General features: G+C 51.2%; 12 protein-coding genes and 8 pseudogenes. 6 read left to right on the top strand and 14 right to left on the bottom strand.

The window, feature by feature from the left end; all coding sequences use genetic code 11:
- Positions 1–61 precede the first annotated feature (61 nt).
- The 4 genes and pseudogenes from pfkA to AACL06_RS08025 all read right to left on the bottom strand — a co-directional run bounded on the left by pfkA (position 62) and on the right by AACL06_RS08025 (position 2,725).
- A complete protein-coding gene (pfkA, locus tag AACL06_RS08040) occupies positions 62–1,024 on the bottom strand; it encodes a 6-phosphofructokinase (RefSeq protein WP_339036738.1) in 963 nt (320 codons plus the stop codon).
- Positions 1,025–1,235: 211 nt separating this feature from the next.
- A pseudogene (locus tag AACL06_RS08035) lies at positions 1,236–1,794 on the bottom strand (cation transporter dimerization domain-containing protein); the annotation flags it as partial.
- A 55-nt stretch (positions 1,795–1,849) separates the two neighbouring features.
- A pseudogene (locus AACL06_RS08030) lies at positions 1,850–2,631 on the bottom strand (IS5 family transposase).
- Positions 2,564–2,725, bottom strand: coding sequence for a hypothetical protein (locus AACL06_RS08025; RefSeq protein WP_339036736.1), 162 nt, complete (start codon positions 2,723–2,725; stop codon positions 2,564–2,566). Before AACL06_RS08025 ends, AACL06_RS08030 begins: the two are co-directional and overlap by 68 nt.
- Before the next feature lie 306 nt (positions 2,726–3,031).
- Here AACL06_RS08025 and cysB point away from each other — a divergent pair, with 306 nt between their 5' ends.
- A complete protein-coding gene (gene cysB, locus AACL06_RS08020) occupies positions 3,032–4,006 on the top strand; it encodes an HTH-type transcriptional regulator CysB (protein ID WP_339036734.1) in 975 nt (324 codons plus the stop codon).
- A gap of 72 nt (positions 4,007–4,078) precedes the next feature.
- On the opposite strand, the gene ribA is transcribed toward cysB, so the two are convergent.
- Positions 4,079–4,684, bottom strand: a complete 606-nt coding sequence (gene ribA / locus AACL06_RS08015; protein ID WP_339038356.1) for a GTP cyclohydrolase II — start codon at positions 4,682–4,684, stop codon at positions 4,079–4,081.
- A gap of 310 nt (positions 4,685–4,994) precedes the next feature.
- Here ribA and pgpB point away from each other — a divergent pair.
- From pgpB to lapB, 3 genes and pseudogenes are all read left to right on the top strand, one after another.
- A pseudogene (gene pgpB / locus AACL06_RS08010) lies at positions 4,995–5,723 on the top strand (phosphatidylglycerophosphatase B).
- A gap of 281 nt (positions 5,724–6,004) precedes the next feature.
- On the top strand, positions 6,005–6,307 hold the full coding sequence (locus AACL06_RS08005; protein ID WP_339036731.1) for a LapA family protein: 303 nt from the start codon (positions 6,005–6,007) through the stop codon (positions 6,305–6,307).
- A 6-nt stretch (positions 6,308–6,313) separates the two neighbouring features.
- Complete coding sequence (lapB, locus tag AACL06_RS08000; protein WP_339036729.1) at positions 6,314–7,486, top strand: lipopolysaccharide assembly protein LapB; 1,173 nt, start codon at positions 6,314–6,316, stop codon at positions 7,484–7,486.
- A 192-nt stretch (positions 7,487–7,678) separates the two neighbouring features.
- On the opposite strand, the pseudogene AACL06_RS07995 reads toward lapB, so the two are convergent.
- Positions 7,679–8,602, bottom strand: a pseudogene (locus AACL06_RS07995) (IS5 family transposase).
- A gap of 290 nt (positions 8,603–8,892) precedes the next feature.
- On the opposite strand from AACL06_RS07995, the pseudogene pyrF reads away from it, so the two are divergent.
- A pseudogene (gene pyrF / locus AACL06_RS07990) lies at positions 8,893–9,573 on the top strand (orotidine-5'-phosphate decarboxylase).
- Positions 9,574–9,590: 17 nt separating this feature from the next.
- Positions 9,591–9,904, top strand: a pseudogene (locus tag AACL06_RS07985) (translation initiation factor); the annotation flags it as partial.
- 511 nt (positions 9,905–10,415) lie between these two features.
- Here the strand turns inward: AACL06_RS07985 and AACL06_RS07980 are convergent.
- From AACL06_RS07980 to sapA, 8 genes and pseudogenes are all read right to left on the bottom strand, one after another.
- Positions 10,416–12,350, bottom strand: coding sequence for an exoribonuclease II (locus AACL06_RS07980; protein ID WP_339036727.1), 1,935 nt, complete (start codon positions 12,348–12,350; stop codon positions 10,416–10,418).
- A 110-nt stretch (positions 12,351–12,460) separates the two neighbouring features.
- A pseudogene (locus tag AACL06_RS07975) lies at positions 12,461–13,144 on the bottom strand (transposase).
- A complete protein-coding gene (locus tag AACL06_RS07970) occupies positions 13,077–13,238 on the bottom strand; it encodes a hypothetical protein (RefSeq protein WP_339036725.1) in 162 nt (53 codons plus the stop codon). The pseudogene AACL06_RS07975 and the gene AACL06_RS07970 overlap by 68 nt, the downstream one beginning before the upstream one ends.
- Before the next feature lie 26 nt (positions 13,239–13,264).
- Entirely contained in the window at positions 13,265–14,077 is an 813-nt protein-coding gene (sapF, locus tag AACL06_RS07965; protein ID WP_339036723.1) for a putrescine export ABC transporter ATP-binding protein SapF, read from the bottom strand.
- 1 nt (position 14,078) lies between these two features.
- Positions 14,079–15,071 carry a putrescine export ABC transporter ATP-binding protein SapD gene (gene sapD / locus AACL06_RS07960; RefSeq protein WP_339036721.1) on the bottom strand — a complete coding sequence of 331 codons (993 nt, stop codon included), beginning with the start codon at positions 15,069–15,071 and terminating at the stop codon, positions 14,079–14,081.
- Positions 15,071–15,961, bottom strand: coding sequence for a putrescine export ABC transporter permease SapC (sapC, locus tag AACL06_RS07955; protein ID WP_339036719.1), 891 nt, complete (start codon positions 15,959–15,961; stop codon positions 15,071–15,073). The genes sapD and sapC overlap by 1 nt, the downstream gene beginning before the upstream one ends.
- A pseudogene (sapB, locus tag AACL06_RS07950) lies at positions 15,948–16,914 on the bottom strand (putrescine export ABC transporter permease SapB). Before sapB ends, sapC begins: the two are co-directional and overlap by 14 nt.
- Positions 16,911–18,545: an ABC transporter substrate-binding protein SapA gene (gene sapA, locus AACL06_RS07945; protein WP_339038354.1), complete on the bottom strand. Its 1,635-nt coding sequence runs from the start codon at positions 18,543–18,545 to the stop codon at positions 16,911–16,913. Before sapA ends, sapB begins: the two are co-directional and overlap by 4 nt.
- Positions 18,546–18,548 lie beyond the last annotated feature (3 nt).

Raw genomic sequence — 18,548 nt, 5'->3', positions numbered from 1 at the left:
GCGTTATTTACCGACATTATCCGCAAGCGGTAGGTTTTTTGACATCAGAAAAAATAGCGTATCAGTACAGCTTTTTCGCCGTTTCTAGCCAATCGCCTTTGAACGGACGTTTCATGTTCTCGATTGCATCAATGATATTGTGGTGCACCATCTTTTCATTTAGGATGCCGACGCAGCGGCCACCGTAACCCTGCAACAGCAGTTCAATTGCGTATGCGCCCATGCGGGATGCCAGGATACGGTCATAAGCGACAGGGGTTCCGCCGCGCTGAATGTGGCCCAGCACGGTCGCGCGGGTCTCACGCTGCGTTTCCTGCTCAATATGGCGTGCTAGTTCATTGATATCACAGATGTGCTCGGTGATTGCTACGATGGCATGTTTTTTGCCCTTGCTAATCCCGGCCCTGATTTCATTTACCAGATCTTCGCGATTGAACTCAATTTCTGGTAGCACGATGAACTCACAGCCGCCCGCAATCGCCGCCGCTAGCGTCAAGTCGCCACAGTGGCGGCCCATGACTTCGACGATGGAGATACGCTGATGCGAAGAGGACGTATCACGCAGGCGGTCAATCGCTTCCACCACGGTTTCCAATGCGGTGAAGTAACCAATGGTGTAGTCCGTACCGGCTACATCGTTATCGATGGTGCCAGGCAGGCCGATGCAAGGGAAGCCTTCTTCCGTCAAGCGTTTGGCACCCATGTAAGAACCATCGCCGCCGATCACCACCAGCGCATCAATGCCGTGTTTTTTCAGATTTTCAATCGCCTTGGCGCGAACACGTCCATCTTCGAATTGCGGAAAACGAGCAGAACCAAGGAAGGTACCACCACAGTTGATCATGTCGGACACGCTGTAACGATCCAATTTCTCCATGCGATCTTCGTACAAGCCGAGGTAGCCATCATAAATACCAAAAACTTCCAAACCTTCCGAAAGTGCCACACGCACCACACCACGGATCGCCGCGTTCATACCTGGCGCATCACCGCCACTTGTCAGTACACCGATTTTTTCGATCATGACTACCTCTGAACTGTAGATGCAATTTTTTAAGAATTGTGTTTTCGCCCATCCCTTGGCACCTCTCAGACTAATAGAAAACCCGCTTTTAGGTGGGATACTATATCAAAAACGTCCAACTGAATTGATTCAAGTCACGCCATATAACGGTAAAAAAAGGTATGGCATGTTGAGCTAATCTGACATGGGGTTTGGTGCTTTGATCTGATTACTACGCCTGATGCCCCTGACTTCTTGTTGGCACCACGGAACTGTGGTCTGGGTGGATGATGATATTCGCCCCTGGGAAACGATGCAGTAACCCCTGCTCGACCTGTTCCGCCAGAATATGTGCCTGCCGTAACGGCAGAGAATCCGCTATCTCCCGATGCAGTGGAATCAAGCGCGTATGGCCGGATTGACGGGGGCGCAAATCGTACACACTTTTCACTCCCGGCCAGGAAAAGGCCACGCCAATAATGGCCTGATATTCCTTATCCGGCAGCGTCCGATCCAACAGCGATTGCATCGCCTTATAGCCTAATGTACAAGGCGCTGTAGACACCGATATCCAAAGCAAACAAGGCATCCGCCCGATGAAAACCGTATCAACTGGGTCTAAGTGCGGTCAAAATAGCCCCATTCATCATGACATATGACTGATAATGCAGCATATCTGCACGCATTGCCGGACTGCGGGTGTTTCTAACGATCCAGCGCTGAAATGTGACCAGGATCAGCGTTATCCCCGTCACCGCGATGCCGGCACCGGGATCTTGCAACCTTTGCGGTGGCTTTGTTGAATAAATCGGATTTGGAATAAAGAGTCCCCTGAATGGGCAGCTTTCAGGCAACGCGTATACTTTCTGGCATACCGGCGAGCGGCATCTTGTTTAATGCACAGATCATGGCCAGCGCCTCTGCAACTTGCCCATCATAATCTCGCAGCGACAGGTGACCACCAAATAGCTATTTTACTCTGTGCCTCGCTGTTGCCGCTATCGAACGTCGGTGGTAGCCTGTGATACTTTTCCACCGTGTGTTGTCTCTGGTAACGCGCTGGTTCGCCACCGCTTGAAGGCGACTTTGATTTTACGGTACCTCTGGCGGATGAGACCTGGGAAGGCTTCGGTATCGGTGACATTGCTCAAGGAAAGGTCAGCACAGATGACCTCATGTGTTTCTGTATCTACGGCCAAATGCAGTTTTCGCCAGATCCGCCGTTTTTCCTGACCGTGTTTTTTTACCATCCACTCCCCTTCACCCAACACGTTGATCCCGGTAGAGTCGATAACGAGGTGCGCAATTTCACCCGGCGTTGGGGTTTTAAACGGGACATGGCCGGACTTTGCCCGCTTACTGATGCAGGTGTCGTCCGGGCAGTTCAACGGCACTTTGATCAGTGTGACAATGGAGTCGACAAAGCCCTGTAGGGCGCGAAGTGTCAGGCCGAAAATCCGTTTCAGCATCAATACGCTGGTGATTGCCATATCGGAATAATGTGGTGGGCGACCACGCAGAGAAGGTTTTGCCTCGCAGTACCAGGCGTGAAGTGCCGTTTCATCCACCGAGAAAGTGAGTAAACCCCGAGTGATAAGGGCGTTGTTGTAAGCCTTCCAGTTGGTGATGTTGAACTTTTGCTGGGCCACGGAATGTCGCTATGTTGACAGAAGGAGAGTGATCTGATCCTCGTGCCGGCCAAATGTTCGATTTATTCAACAATGCCGCGTCACCAATGAATCTATCCTTGCCTGTTTTTCGCCACTATTGCCCAAATCTTTATGTTTCTGGAAGAGCAATAGAATTCTTCTCATAATTTGATAAATCTCTACACTTGTAGCTTCAATGCGATATAGTAATTATATAAAATATTTTTTATTAATTAAATATTATTAATAATGGCGATATCTTCAGAATCTGGCAGTAGGAACACACCGTCTCTAAGGCTTCTAACTCGTCATTATACTTGAGATACCGTTACATTTGGCTGCGGAAAACCGCAGTCTTTAATCTAGAGTGGTATAAAATATGAAATTACAACAGCTTCGTTACATTTTGGAGGTGGTTAACAACAATCTGAATATTTCCTCGACGGCAGAAGGGCTTTACACCTCGCAATCCGGCATCAGCAAGCAGGTGCGCATGTTGGAAGATAAGTTAAGTATCCAGATTTTCGCCCGCAGTGGCAAACACCTGACCCAAGTTACGCCGGCTGGCCAGGAAATTATCCGCATTGCGCGTGAAGTGCTGTACAAAGTGGATGCCATTAAGGCCGTCGCTGGCGAGCATACCTACCCGGATAGAGGTCACCTTTACATTGCCACTACCCATACCCAGGCGCGATACGCTTTGCCAAACGTCATAAAGGGCTTTATCGAACGCTATCCAAGGGTGTCGTTGCATATGCACCAAGGTTCGCCAACGCAGATAGCCGAAGCGGTTTCCAAAGGCACTGCTGATTTCGCCATCGCAACGGAAGCGTTGCACCTGTATTACGATTTAATTATGTTGCCATGCTACCACTGGAATCGCATGGTAGTGGTGAAGCCCGATCATCCTCTGTCTGACAAAAGCCACATCACCATTGAAGAGTTGGCTGCTTACCCAATCGTCACCTACACTTTTGGCTTTACTGGCCGTTCAGAGTTGGATACTGCGTTCAATCGTGACGACTTAACGCCGCGTATCGTATTTACTGCTACTGACGCCGACGTGATTAAAACCTACGTACGCCAGGGGCTGGGAGTTGGTGTGATCGCCAGTATGGCGGTGGATCCACTGCAAGACTCGGATCTGATGACTGTGGATGCGCGTGATGTTTTCACCTACAGCACGACTAAAATCGGTTTTCGCCGTAGCACTTTCATGCGTAGCTACATGTACGACTTTATCCAGCATTTCGCTCCGCACCTGACGCGTGACGTGGTCGATAGTGCCATAGCATTGCGCTCTAACGAAGATATCGAAGCCATGTTCAAGAGCGTTAAACTGACGGAGAAATAGACTAGCTGGCTGCTATTGACATATTGCCTCTGTAAGCCGCTAATCCTTAACAAAGGCACCATGATTTTTCTGTCACAGCGGTTTTATTTTTAAATCCAGTAGATGCCCCATCTTGGTGGCCTTAGTGGCTAGATAATACGCATTCTTTGGATTTTTTCCTACTATCAGGGGTACGCGGGCGGTGATGTTGATACCAGCCTCGCTCAGGATGTTAACCTTTTGTGGGTTGTTGGTCAGCAAACGAACCGAATTCACTCCTAGCAGTTTGAACATATCAGCGCACAGGGTGAAGTCACGTTCGTCGGCGGCGAAACCGAGCTGATAGTTGGCCTCCACAGTATCTGCCCCTTGATCCTGCAAAGCATAGGCACGGATCTTGTTCAACAGGCCGATATTGCGTCCTTCTTGACGATGGTAAAGCAGAATGCCACGTCCTTCTTCGGCGATATACGCCAGCGCAGCTTCCAGTTGGAAACCGCAGTCGCAGCGCAGGCTGAATAATGCATCACCGGTTAAACACTCAGAATGTACGCGTGCCAGCACCGGCATCTCGCCAGAGATATCCCCAAAAACTAACGCCAGATGGTCATGCCCGGTAGCCAACTCTTCGAACCCTACCATAAGGAAATCACCCCAAGGTGTCGGCAACATAGCTTCTGCCACCCGTTTAAGCTGCATGTTATTTTCCACAAATACATCCTATTCAATCGTTGTTACGCATCCTACGTCCGGTTCATTGAACTGACCAGTACTAAAGCGTGCTACGCCGATCTCTATTTCATTAATTATGGGCTATTTTGCCACAATTTCTTGGTTGGCAGTGCTCAGAAACCCAGCATATGAGATTCTTTAACGCCTATTTTTATTGCACTGAGCTAATTTTTTTCGCGTACTATCAATCCAACTATCTGTTGGATCAGCCATGAGGAGTAGGGGGATGAATAAAATAGCAAAACGCACGGCGGTGTGAGCGTTGCTACTGCTAAAAATGCCGATGATGCTCTGGGTATCCGGCTGGCATTGGTGGCCCGGCAGTGATGAAATGATGAAACGCTGCTGAAAGGGCTGTACCGGGTTACTTCGACCGTGACTTCTCCATGGGGAATCGATATCACTAGCATTCTCCTCAGCGCCTGGTTCCTGTGGTACCTGCGCTTACGCCCTAAGGCAGCCATCGGGCTGGTAATATTGCTCTCCGCTGCGATGTTAATCAGTCGGGGCATAAAATCGATGATCAAGGATCGGGTGCAAGAAACCCGGCCATTTGTCGTTTGGCTCGAAAAGAATCACGGCGTTGATGAAAAATACTTTTATTCGTTACATAGCAAACAGCTTAGCGCATTAGTGGCGGAGTTGTGGCAGGGGCAAAATCTGGTGCCAACTTGGTTGAGCAAGCATTGGCAGTTTGAAATCGGTTTTGCCTTCCCCTCAGGGCATACCTTGTTCGCTGTTACCTGGGCGCTGCTGGGTGTTGGGTTATTGTTGCCGCGCCGCTACTACAAAACCGTAGTGCTACTGATGCTATGGGCAGGTAGGTGTTATGGGTAGCCGTCTAATGCTGGGTATGCATATGCATTGGCCAAGCGATTTAGTCATGGCTACGTTGATCAGTTGGTTACTGGTGACGCTCACCTGCTGGCTGGCACAGCGGTGGTATGGGTTATTGATGCCACCACAAGGGCAGCAGGGCTTGACGGTAGGTAAACTACAAAATTGATTAAGTAATGACGTTGTCACCTACATCAGCGGCTCGCGAATGAGCCGCATTAATTGCTGATGTCGCATGCCATTGCCATTTGTTTAGTTGCCCTCACAACCTGATAAATCCGCTATTTTGAGCAGCTTCCGGGGTAATTTTTGCGACAAAAATGCGAGCAAATGTGTGGTCTTATTGTGCCGGAGTGTTTCCCAGCTACGATGGGAAATGCTAACTTAATAATTAGGGAAGCCACATATTGGCATAGCTCATCTGATTAACTCGGCTTTATGGGAAAGAATGTGAAATACTTGCTGATTTTTTTATTTATTTTGGTGATTTTCGTGATTTCGGCAACCTTCGGTGCACATAACGATCAGGTAGTGACTTTTAACTACTTAATTGCCCAAGGTGACTATCAAGTTTCAACCTTATTAGCTGTGCTGTTTGGTGCCGGTTTTATCCTTGGATGGATCATTTGTGGCCTTTTCTATCTGCGTACCCGCATTGCCCTTGTGCGCGCCGAACGCAAGATTAAAAGACTGACACTGCAACTTGAACAGCCTGCTGAGCTAGTGGTTCAGCCCATCGTCAACAAGGAATGAGCCTCAATGCTAGAACTGCTGTTTCTATTGCTGCCCGTGGCTGCCGCGTATGGTTGGTACATGGGGCGCAGAAGTGCTCAGCAGGATAAACAACAGCAGGCCAACCGCCTATCGCGTGAGTATGTTGCCGGGGTTAACTTCCTGCTTTCCAATCAGCAAGATAAGGCGGTCGATTTGTTCCTTGATATGTTGAAAGATGACAGCAATACCGTTGAAGCTCATCTGACGCTGGGCAACCTGTTTCGTTCGCGTGGTGAAGTTGACCGCGCTATCCGCATCCATCAGGCACTGATGGAAAGCTCGTCACTGACATTCGAACAGCGCTTGTTGGCGGTGCAACAACTGGGGCGCGATTACATGTCAGCCGGTATGTATGACCGCGCGGAGGACATGTTCAGCCAACTGATTGACGAAGAAGATTTCCGCATCTCGGCTCTACAGCTACTGCTGGTGATTCATCAGGCCACCAGTGATTGGATGAAAGCGATTGACGTGGCGGAAAAGCTGGTCAAGCTAGGTATGGATAAGCAGCATATTGAGATCGCTCATTTTTACTGCGAACTGGCATTGCAGGAGGTGAGTAGTGACGATCTCGACAAAGCGATGTCCCTACTAAAGCGTGCCGCCTCGGCAGATAAGCAATGCGCACGCGTCTCCATCATGTTTGGTCGCATTTATATCGCGCAACACGATTATGCCAAAGCGATAGAATCGCTGCAACGGGTGCTGAGTCAAGATAAGGAATTGGTTAGCGAGACGTTGCCGATGCTGCACCAATGCTACCAGCATTGGCCGGAACAGCAGCAGGTTTGGACCGGTTTCCTTAAACGTTGTGTGGAGGAGAATTGCGGTGCAACTGCCGAACTGATGCTAGCAGAGATTATCGAACAGTATGAAGGGTGCGATGTGGTGCAGGCGTATATCAACCGACAATTGCAGCGTCATCCTACCATGCATGTGTTCTATAGGTTGATGGATTATCATTTGGAGGACGCCGAAGATGGGCGGGCAAAGGAGAGTTTGCTGCTACTACGTGACATGGTCGGCGAGCAGATACGCACCAAGCCACGTTATCGCTGCCATAAATGCGGCTTTACCGCCCATTCGCTCTATTGGCACTGCCCATCGTGCCGGAGCTGGGCGTCGGTCAAACCGATACGTGGCCTTGATGGTCAGTAGCCGTAGACAAAATCTCCACTCAATTGGAATTGTTGACGCTGCTAACCTTGTTCAGGATCAGCATGATAACCAGTGATGGCCGGAGCAGTTATCATACGGTTTCGTTTACGTCATTTATGAGTTTGTCATACTGCGAGGGGCTTTGTTAAATAAATCTGATTTGGAATAAAGAGTCCCCTGAATTGACATATTTCAGGCAAGGCGTACACTTTCTGGCATACCGGCTAGCGTCATCTTGTTTAATGCACAGATTATGGCCAGCGCCTCTGCAACTTGCCCATCATAATCTCGCAGCGACAGGTGACCACCAAATAGCTGCTTTACTCTGTACCTCGCTGTTGCCGCTATCGAACGTCGGTGGTAGCCTGCGATACTTTTCCACCGTGTGTTGTCTCCGGTAACGCACTGGTTCGCCACCGCTTGATTTCGCTCTGCATAGTCTGCCGACCAATAACGGGCTCCGCTGCTGGGCGGTATTAACGCCTTGAGCTTCTTGCCCCTTAACTCATAATCACACACTCGCGTATCCTAAGCCCGATCCGCCTAGGCGACTTTGATTTTACGGTACCTCTGACGGATGAGACCTGGGAAGGCTTCGGTATCGGTGATATTGCTCAAGGAAAGGTCAGCACAGATGACCTCATGTGTTTCTGTATCTACGGCCAAATGCAGTTTTCGCCAGATACGCCGTTTTTCCTGACCGTGTTTTTTTGCCATCCACTCGCCTTCACCCAACACGTTGAGCCCGCTAGAGTCGATAACGAGGTGCGCAATTTCACCCGGCGTTGCGGTTTTAAACGGGACATGGCCGGACTTCGCCCGCTTACTGATACAGGTGTCGTCCGGGCAGTTCAACAGCACTTTAATCAGTGTGACAATGGAGTCGACGAAGCCCTGTAGGGCGCGAAGTGTCAGGCCGAAAATCCGTTTCAGCATCAATACGCTGGTGATTGCCATATCGGAATAATGTGGTGAGCGACCACGCAGAGAAGGTTTTGCCTCGCAGTACCAGGCGTGAAGTGCCGTTTCATCCCCCCAGCAAGTGAGTGAACCCCGAGTGATAAGGGCGTTGTTGTAAGACTTCCAGTTGGTGATGTTGAACTTTTGCTGGGCCACGGAATGTCGCTATTTTGACAGAAGGAGAGTGATCTCATCCTCGTGCTGGCCAAATGTTCGATTTATTCAACAACGCCGATTAGGGATCTAAATGAAGCGACTCCGATCACTTCCGCCCAGAAATAATTGACTTGACGCCTCCTGTGAACCCTCTCTACCGTTCATAAACTGTGTCATATAACGGCTAACGCAGGTTGCAGCTGGGATCCAAGGGGGCTGGCATGTAGAATGCGGCGTTCAGTCTGGCGGGTGATTACCTGATAATATCCTTTTTACAGAAGGCAGAAGAAATGAAGTCTGAGAATAAAATCAAAAATACTGGCTTAAAATCATCGCCAATCGTCGTCGCATTCGATTAAGCAAACAAGGACACTGCGCTGGCGTTTGCTGACCGCATCGATCTAAAGGATTGCCGACTAAAAGTAGGTAAAGAAATGTTTACCTTGTTTGGGCCGCAACTTGTGCGTGATCTGCAAGCGCTCAGTTTTGACGTTTTCCTCGACTTGAAATTTCATGATATTCTCAATACTACCGCGCAGGCGGTGGCGGTGGCGGCAGCGGATGATCTGGGCGTTTGGATGGTTAACATCCACGCAAGCGGCGGCGCGAGCATGATTGCTGCCGCCAAAGAGGCACTGTTGCCCTATGGTGCTAATGCGCGGATATTGGTTGCCGTCACCGTGCTGACCAGCATGGAGCAGGATGATCTGCACGGTATTGGGATTGACGTTAGGCTAGCAGAGTATGTTGAGCGTCTGGCACACAGTTGCAGGCTTGACGGTGTGGTATGTTCCGCCCATGAAGCGCAGCGACTGAAGGCGGCTTGCGGCCGAGCATTTCAACTGGTCAAACCGGGAATCCGGCCGGCTGGTAGCGCTGCTGGCGTTGACTATATGGTGATCGGCCGTCCGATTATGCAATCTGTCGATCCGGCTGCGACTTTACGCGCTATTCGCGCCTCGCTGGCCTGAGGATAAGCTGATGAACGATGGATAACAGCCGCTTGGTGCACTCCACCGACAGCGGGCGAATCAAGCAGCAAGAAGTGAAATCACCTCGCACGAAGGGCGATGGCATAGTGCGCATTCAGCGTCAAACCAGTGGGAGCACGGGGAAGGGCGTGTGCCTGATTACCGGTGTTGTCCTTGATGACGCAGCTTTGGACAAACTGGCGACTGAACTGAAAAAGAAATGCGGCTGAGGGGGGGGGTCAAGGATGGCGTGATTGAAACCCAGGGTGACAAACGTGACCTTCTCAAGCAACTGTTGGTAGCTAAAGGCATACAGGTAACACTGGGGGGGGTAGTTCGAAATTTTTTCTCGTGCTCTCGCGTCATTTACGGTAGCGAATATCCTGATCCTGTTTATTTTTAATGTTTCACAAGTGATGTCCCTAATTGGTTGAGTCTGGGTACAATCCGGGTTTTTAAGGTTTCTCATGGCGTTGTTGAATAAATCGAACTTTTAGCCGGCACGAGGATCAGATCACTCTCCTTTTGTCAAAATAGCGACATTTTGTGGCCAAGCAAAAGTTCAACATCACCAACTGGAAGGCTTACAACAAGGCCGATGAAAATATATAAATGGTGTTTTCATGATATTATGTTTCACACGGGGATGGGTTGTCTACAGCAGAACAGTTTTATCTTCTGGCTGCCTGAAAAACAGGTAGCATAGATTTTGTTGATTTTTCTCTATTAATGTGATGATGCTTTAGGTCGTCCATCATACTTTTTCGCAAACCAGAAGGGGAAAAGAACACCGGCGATGTTCATCGCCGGTATGGGATGTGTTCCCGAAAGAACGCCTGATGTTAGTGTGTCGGACGGGCAATCACGCTGCGGGTTTCCATGCGCACTTCGGCGATGGTGACTTGTAGGGCATCGCTTTGGCGATAAGCCACCTCGCCCTTGATTTGCACGGTACCGGTTTCTTGGCTGCACAGTATCTCATCACGCACTGCATGAATGAACGGCGCAGGGATAAAGGCAACGGCTCCGTTGTCCAGCAGACGCACACGCATGCCACCGCGCGTAACATCGATGATTTCCGCCGTGAAGCGCTGATCAGTACCCGCCTTATCGTGCAGATAGCGGGCGTACAACCAATCGCCAACATCGCGTTCTGCCATGCGATTTAAGCGACGTCGTTCAGCCATCTGCACAGCGACCTCATCTTGCGGCTTTTCTGCCGGCTTTTGGGTGATGATCGCTTTCAGCAAGCGGTGGTTGATCATATCGCCGTATTTACGGATCGGTGAAGTCCAGGTAGCATAAGCTTCCAGACCTAAGCCAAAGTGCGGCCCTGGGGTAGTGCTGATTTCCGCGAAAGTCTGAAAACGACGGATGCGGCTGTTGAGGAACTGTGTAGGCTGCGAATCCAAGTGGCGGCGCAACTTGCAGAAACCTTCAAGGCCTAGCAGTTTCTCGGCGTTGGCCTCCACGCCGTTGGCTTGTAGCACGCTGACCGCCTGTTCGACCAGCAGCGGATCGAAACCGGTATGCACGTTATACACTCCGAAGCCCAGATGATCGCGAAGCACCTTGGCAGCGCAGACGTTTGCAGCGATCATGCATTCTTCAACGATGCTGTTGGCGCTACGGCGTTGTTCGGTAATGATTTCCAGCACATCGCCTTTCTCACCCAGCACAAAGCGGTAGTCAGGGCGATCCTTGAAAACCAACGCATGCTGATGACGCCAACTGTTGCGTGCATCGCAGACGCGTTTCAGTAAGGTGAGCTGTTGCGCGATGGTCTCGCTTGGCGGTTGCCAACCCGCGATACCTTCCAACCAGTCAGAGATTTCATCGTAAACCAGCTTGGCCTTTGATTTGATCTTGGCGGCGAAGAATTGAATGTCGTTGCCCAACATGCCGTCAGCACCGATAGTTACGCGGCAGGACAGCACCTGACGGCATTCATTCGGGCGCAGCGAGCATAGGTTATCGGACAGATCACGCGGCAACATTGGGATGTTGAAGCCTGGCAGATAATTGGTGAAGGCACGCACGTGGGCGATATCGTCCAGCACGCTACCTTGCTCGACGTAGGCGGTAGGGTCGGCGATAGCGATAGTCAGTTGTAGTGAACCATCACCGTTGTCCACCACGAACAGTGCATCGTCCATATCTTGGGTGCTGGCGCTATCAATGGTGACAAAATCCAGCGCGGTCAGATCTTCACGCGCCAGCGCGGTTTCCTGTTCGCTGAAGCTGGCCATCTCCGGTGCTTCTTTTTCGAGGTTGTGGCGTGCCAAGGTCACCCACCAAGGTGCGAAATGGTCTTCGGCATCGGTAATGAAATGGGTCAAATCGGCATTGAAGCCGCTATCGCCTTTCAGTGGGTGACGACGCATTTCCGCCACTGCCCAGTCACCGGGCTGGAAGTTGTGAGTTAACCTACGCACTGGGTGGCACTGAATCGTCTCTTTCAGTAATGGATGGTTGGGCACGATAGACAGGCGGTTATCACGTTTCTGCACGCGTCCAACAAAGCGCGACAAGAAGGGCTCTACCAGGGTTTCCGGTTCAGCGACTTCGCGTTCTTTCTCGGTATGTAGCGTGGCGATCACGCGATCGCCGTGCATGACTTTCTTCATGTAGGGCGGGGGAATGAAATAGCTTTTTTGACTGTCGATCTCAAGAAAGCCAAAGCCTTTCTCAGTGCCTTTTACTACGCCTTCAACGCGTGGGGTCTGAGAGTGAAGTTGCTGTTTAAGCTGCGCCAGCAGCGGATTATCTTGAAGCATATAGTCCAGTGAATGGGTTGTGAGTAGCAATATTTGCGGCAGACAGTTTTACGCTAATCACCCGCTGCGGGCAAGCCTAACATCAGGCTTTTACTGTAGTAGTGGCTTTGTTAAATAAATCGGATTTGGAATAATGCACAGATCATGGCCATCGCCTCTGCAACTTGCCCATCATAATCTCGCAGCGACAGGTGACCACCAAATAGCTTTTTTCCACCGTGTGTTGTCTCCGGTAAGGCGCTGGTTCGCCACCGCTTGATTTCGCTCTGCATAGTCTGCCGACCAATAACGGGCTCCACTTCTGGGCGGTATTAACGCCTTGATCTTCTTGCCCCTTAACTCATCATGACACACTCGCGTATCGTAAGCCCGATCCGCCGAGGCGACTTTGATTTTACGGTACTTCCTGACCGTCTTTTTTTACCATTCACTCCCCTTAACCCAAGACGTTGAGCCCGGTAGAGTCGATAAAGAGGTGCGCAATTTCACCCGGCGTTGGGGTTTTAAACAGGACATTGACGGATTTCGATGCAGGTGTCTTCCAGGCAGTTCAACGGCACTTTCATCAGTGTGAAAATGGAGTCGACAAAGCACTGGAGGGCGCGAAGTGTCAGGCCAAAAATCCGTTTCAGCATCAATACGCTGGTGATTGCCATATCGGAATAATGTGGTGTGCGACCACTCAGAGAAGGTTTTTCCTCGCAGTACCAGGCGTGAAGTGCCGTTTCATCCACCGAGAAAGTGAGTGCACCCCGAGTGATAAGGGCGTTGTTGTAAGCCTTCCAGTTGGTGATGTTGAACTTTTGCTGGGCCACGGAATGTCGCTATTTTGACAGCAGAAGAGTGATCTGATCCTCGTCCCGGCCAAAAGTTCGATTGATTCAACAACGCCATGCGTATGCTGAAGATAGCCGTCAGTACTGGACTCCCTCACACCGCCGGGTATCAGCGGTCAATGCTTCGCCAAAGTGGCTGGTGATCAGCCGTTTGGTTAACTCATGCAATGGTGCTGCCAGCACTTCCGCTATGCTACCGCGTTCAACGATTTCCCCTGCGTGCATCACCATAACTTGATCGCTAATATGCTGCATCATACCTAGGTGTTGGGTTATATAAATATATGAAATACCATAATTTTCTTGCAGATCTAGCATCAAGTTGATGATCTGCGAGCGCATCGACATATCCAACGACGCCAGCGCTTCGTCGGCGATGATCACTTTGGGTTGCAGGATTAACGCGCGCGCCAGCGCGACTCGCTGCTTCTGACCGGAGGCAAGCATATGCGGGTAGTAATAAGCATGGTCTGGCAGCATACCAACCTGACGCAACGTCTGGTTGATGCGTTGCTCGCGATCCGTTTTCTCTAGGTCAGTATTCAGGCGTAGCGAGGCGTCCAGTAACTGACCGACACGCTGCCGTGGATTGAGCGAGGTACTTGAGTCTTGAAAAATCATGCGGATACGCTGGCTGCGATAACGGTAATCGCCATATTTCAATGGGTGGTTGCCGATAAGGAGTTCGCCAGCAGAGGGTTCCTCCATACCGCACAACATTTTGGCCAACGTCGATTTACCCGAACCGTTCTCTCCGATGATCGCCAGTGTTTGACGTTCGCGCAGGGTAAAACTGACCGATTTCACTGCCTCAACGTGCTGGCGGCGAAACAGCCCGCTACGATAGCGATAGGTTTTGCTCAGGTTGCGCACTTGCAACAGTATTTCCACGTTATTGCCCCTCCATGTTGAGTGGGAAATGGCAGGCGAAGAAGTGGTTTTTAACCGAACGCAAGCGCGGCGTTTCAATACATTTCTTCTGCGCATAGGGGCAACGCGGCCCTAGACGGCAGCCAATCGGCAGATGTTCCAACGGAGGGATAGCACCTGGCAAAGTATTCAGCCGACTTTTATGCGGCAATGAGCGGCCAAAATCTGGCATGGCGCGGATCAGTGCCTGGGTGTAAGGGTGGTGTGGGGCGGCCAACAGATCTTCACACTGTGCGCTCTCCACTGTCTGGCCGCAGTATAATACGTTCACCCGGTCGGCCCACTTGCTCATCATCTGCAAATCATGGCTGATCAGTAAAATGGTGGTGCTGTTGTTCTGATTAAGGCTCGCCAGCAGGCGGAAAATTTGCGCCTGGGTGGTCGGCTCCATGGCGTTGGTGGGTTCGTCGGCGATCAACAGACGCGGCTGATTGGCCAAGGCGATGGCGATCATGACCTTTTGGCATTCCCCCTCGGTCAGCTCGTAGGGAAAACAGCCCATAATATCGTGGTGATCTCTGATGCCGACACGGTGCAGCAGCTCGATGACACGTTTTTTACGCCAGTTGTAGCGCTGCCAACAGCGGCCTTTATAAGTCCAGCCGGGGATTGCCTGTGTTATCTGGCGGCCGATGCTCTCGGAAGGATCAAGGCATGACTGTGGTTCTTGGAAAATCATCGACACATTGTGGCCAACGAGCCTGCGCCGTTCACGCGGCGTTAGCTGTAGCAGATCGATATCGTTAAAGCGCAGACGATCGGCGGTAATGCGCCAGTTATCCTTGGTGACGCCGCAGATAGCCTTAGCGATCAGGCTTTTGCCCGAACCGGATTCCCCTACCAGGCCGCGCACTTCGCCTTCATTCAGCATTATACTGACGCGATCAACCGCCTTGATCGGCCCATCGGGTGTCATAAACTCAATCTTTAGATTGCGGATATCGAGCAACGGCATTATTCCACTCCGGCATTGATTGCGCGACGCATACCGTCGCCCAATAAGTTAACCAGCAGCACACTGATCAGGATCGCTGCACCGGGCAGCATAACGGTCCATGGTGCCACATACACCAGCTCCAACGCGTCGCCGAGCATGACCCCCCATTCCGCTGAGGGAAGTTGTGCGCCGAGATCGAGGAAGCCCAACGCAGCGATGTCCAGGATCGCCATCGACAACGCGCGGGTAAATTCCGTTACCAATACGGCGGCGATATTCGGCATCACTGCATACCACAAGATCTGTCGTGTGGACGCGCCGTCCAACCGCACTGCCACCACATATTCGTTCTCCAACTCGTCGTGCACGGCGCTATAGATGGTGCGCCCCATACGTGGCAACTGTGTCAGCCATACCGCCAGTATGGCATGTTCGAGCTTATGGCCTATAAAAGCGACCACCACTATCGCGAGTAGCAACGAAGGGATCGACAGTAGAGTATCAAGGATATGATTGAGCATCGCTGAACGCAGCCCTTGAGTGACACCAGCGAATACACCGATAATCATCCCGAAAAAGGTAGCAGAGAGTGTTGCTATCAGCGCCGAACCGAAAGTGGCGGCGGTGCCGTCCAGCAGACGGCTGAGAATATCACGTCCAAGGTCATCGGTTCCCAGAAAAAACGAGACATTACCATGATGCGACCAGGAAGGTGGCAGCAATTGGTAGCCGAGGAATTGCTGATTCATTGTGTAAGGTGCCAGCAGGCTACCGAACAGTGACAGCAGAAGTAGCGCGATCACGCCGTAAAAACCAATAATCGCCAGTGTATCGCCGTAAAATATCCGCCAGGTATAACGCAGCAGGCTGGATATTTTCTTTTCGCAGTATACATTATCGAGGAGCATACCATGCCTTATTTTTTCAACGAGTTGGTGGCAGCGCTCAGAATTTCTGCCAACAGGTTGATGGTAATCACCAGGGTGCCGACCACCATCATGCCAGCGGAGATAGCCGCGTAGTCCTGCTGACGCATGGCGATGATCAACCAGCTGCCTAAACCCGGCCAACTGAATACCATTTCGGTGATCATAGCTAGCGTCAGCATGTTGGAGAACTGAAACCCTAGCTTGGGTACGATCGGCGGTAGCGCATTGTGCAGCACATGGCGGCGGATGATGGTTAAGCGCGACAGCCCACGGGTAGCCGCAGCTTTGATGTAGTTTTTTTTCAGAACGTCATCGGTGCTGATGCGCATCAATCGTACTACCTCGGTAGTGGGAGCTACTGCCAACGCGGCGATCGGTAATATCATGTGGCGCAACGCGCTGGCGACCATCTCAGACCGGTACGGCGAATCCGACAGCCAGGCGTCGAGCAGTGCAAAACCGGTGATCGGCTGCACCTGATACAGCAGATTAAAGCGGCCAGAAATCGGTAGCCAATTGAGATGTAATGAGAAGAAGAGTATCAGCAGCAGTGCCAACCAGAACACCGGTATCGAGAACCCCACTAGTGCGAAGGTACTTATGACTATGTCCTGCCATTTGCCGCGCATCACCCCAGCTATAATGCCCAGCGGAATGCCGATGAACAGCGACAGAGTAAAGGCAAGCAGGCACAGCGCCATGGTTGCGGGGAACACTTCACGCAGTTGCTCGCTTATCGCCTGACCGTTGATGCTGGAGACGCCAAAATCCCAGTGCAGCAGGCTGACGAAATAAAACTGATAGGCATCCAGCATTTCTGCACCTTTTAGTGGGGCGTGCGGCGTAAAGTAGCTCAAGCTAAAACTGACCAGCGTCAGGAAAAACAGCGTGATCAGCAATAGCAAAATACGGCGCAAGGTAAATATGATCACGGTTTGGACTCCTGCGCAGATTCTCGGTACACCCCAGCAAATGATGAGTTACCGAACGGACTAAGTACTAGCCCTTTGATATCGTAACGGTAGGCTTGTTGGCGTAGAGATGATGCCAGGGGCAACACGGGCAGTTGTTGTGCTATAATTTTCTGCGCCTGGCGGTAGCTGTCGATGCGATGTGACAGATGCTGCGACAACAGCGCGTTTTCAAGCAAATCGTCAAAGCTAAGATTACACCAGTGAGCATAGTTGGTTTGCGAACGGATCGCCGCGCAACTAAATAATGGCCGTAAAAAGCTGTCTGGATCGTTGCTATCGGTGGACCAGCCAGTGAGGGTCAAATCGTGGTTCATTGCCATCAATCGCACTTCTTGGAACCGTCCTTCAACCGGTACTATGGTGATATTAACGCCGATCTGAGCCAGATCGGCCTGGATCAGCTCCGCCGTTTTCAGCGGGCTGGGGTTATAGGGCTGAGAGGCTATTGGTACCCACAGCTTTAGGTTCAGTTGTTCGATGCCAGCTTGTGTCAACATTGCGCGTGCTTTGGCTGGATCATATCCGCTGATATGTGCATCATTGTCATAGGCCCAGGACGCGCGCGGCAGTATGGAAGCGGCGGTTTCCGCCGTGCCGTAGTAAATAGACTGCATCAGACGCGGGTTGTTAATCGCCAGCGCAATTGCCTGGCGCACTTTCAGATTATTCAGCGGCGGTTTGCGGGTGTTAAATGCCAGATAAGCGATGTTCATCCCAGGTCGCAATGTCAGGCGCAGGCGTGGGTCATCGCGCAGAATAGAAAACTGGCTGGCGGCCGGGTAGGCCAGTACGTCGCATTCGCCGGTCAGCAGTTTGGACAACCGGCCATTTCCGCCAGCCCCCATATCGATGACCACCTGCCGCATGCGCGGCTGTCCCTTCCAGTAGACATCGTTACGTACCAGGCGGATATATTGCCCTAAACGATATTCATTGAGCAGGAAAGGCCCACTGCCAACTGGCTCGCGATCGATCATCTCTTGCCGCCCTTCATGCATCAGTTGATCGGCATACTCTGCCGATAGCACTGGCGCATAATGGGTCGCAAGGTGCCACAGGAACGAGGCGTTGGGTGCCTGTAGGCGGATTTCGACGGTAGAGTCATCTAACTTTTTTATGCTTTGTACGGAACCATCGAATTGCAGGCTATCGAAATAAGGATATTCGCCCCCGTTGACGTTATGGTAGGGGTGTTTCTGATCAAAAATGCGGGCAAAGCTGAACACCACATCATCGGTATTCAGATTGCGGGTCGGCTTGAACCAGGCGGTGGTTTGGAAAGGCACGTTTTTGCGCAGATGAAAACGGTAGGTCGCCCCGTTATCCAGCACTTCCCAGCTCTGTGCTAGCCCAGGGAGCAGCCGATAGGTATAGGGATCGACATCCAGCAGGCGGTCATACAGTTGAGCGGCCAGTGTATCGATCATTAGGCCCCTCATTGCTCTCTGCGGATTAAAAGTGTTCAGTATGCCACTGATACAGTAGACAAGGCCGCTCTGGCGTATGTCCGGTAGCGGTGTTATGGCAGAGTATGTCGGTGGTGTAGCCAGGCAGCTCAACGACAATATCCAACAGGGTAAACCACGCATAAA

Source organism: Serratia symbiotica (Periphyllus acericola), from assembly GCF_964019515.1.
Lineage (GTDB): Bacteria > Pseudomonadota > Gammaproteobacteria > Enterobacterales > Enterobacteriaceae > Serratia > Serratia symbiotica_D.
The sequence above is the reverse complement of the archived record's forward strand: the minus strand, read 5'-3'. Positions and strand labels throughout refer to the sequence as shown.

Bases quoted from the DNA above. Each gene is read 5' to 3' on its own strand.
- pfkA (WP_339036738.1), bottom strand. From the start codon at position 1,024: ATGATCGAAAAAATCGGTGTACTGACAAGTGGCGGTGATGCGCCAGGT.
- cysB (WP_339036734.1), top strand. From the start codon at position 3,032: ATGAAATTACAACAGCTTCGTTACATTTTGGAGGTGGTTAACAACAAT.
- ribA (WP_339038356.1), bottom strand. From the start codon at position 4,684: ATGCAGCTTAAACGGGTGGCAGAAGCTATGTTGCCGACACCTTGGGGT.
- lapB (WP_339036729.1), top strand. From the start codon at position 6,314: ATGCTAGAACTGCTGTTTCTATTGCTGCCCGTGGCTGCCGCGTATGGT.
- AACL06_RS07980 (WP_339036727.1), bottom strand. From the start codon at position 12,350: ATGCTTCAAGATAATCCGCTGCTGGCGCAGCTTAAACAGCAACTTCAC.
- sapD (WP_339036721.1), bottom strand. From the start codon at position 15,071: ATGCCGTTGCTCGATATCCGCAATCTAAAGATTGAGTTTATGACACCC.
- sapC (WP_339036719.1), bottom strand. From the start codon at position 15,961: ATGCTCCTCGATAATGTATACTGCGAAAAGAAAATATCCAGCCTGCTG.
- sapA (WP_339038354.1), bottom strand. From the start codon at position 18,545: ATGCGTGGTTTACCCTGTTGGATATTGTCGTTGAGCTGCCTGGCTACA.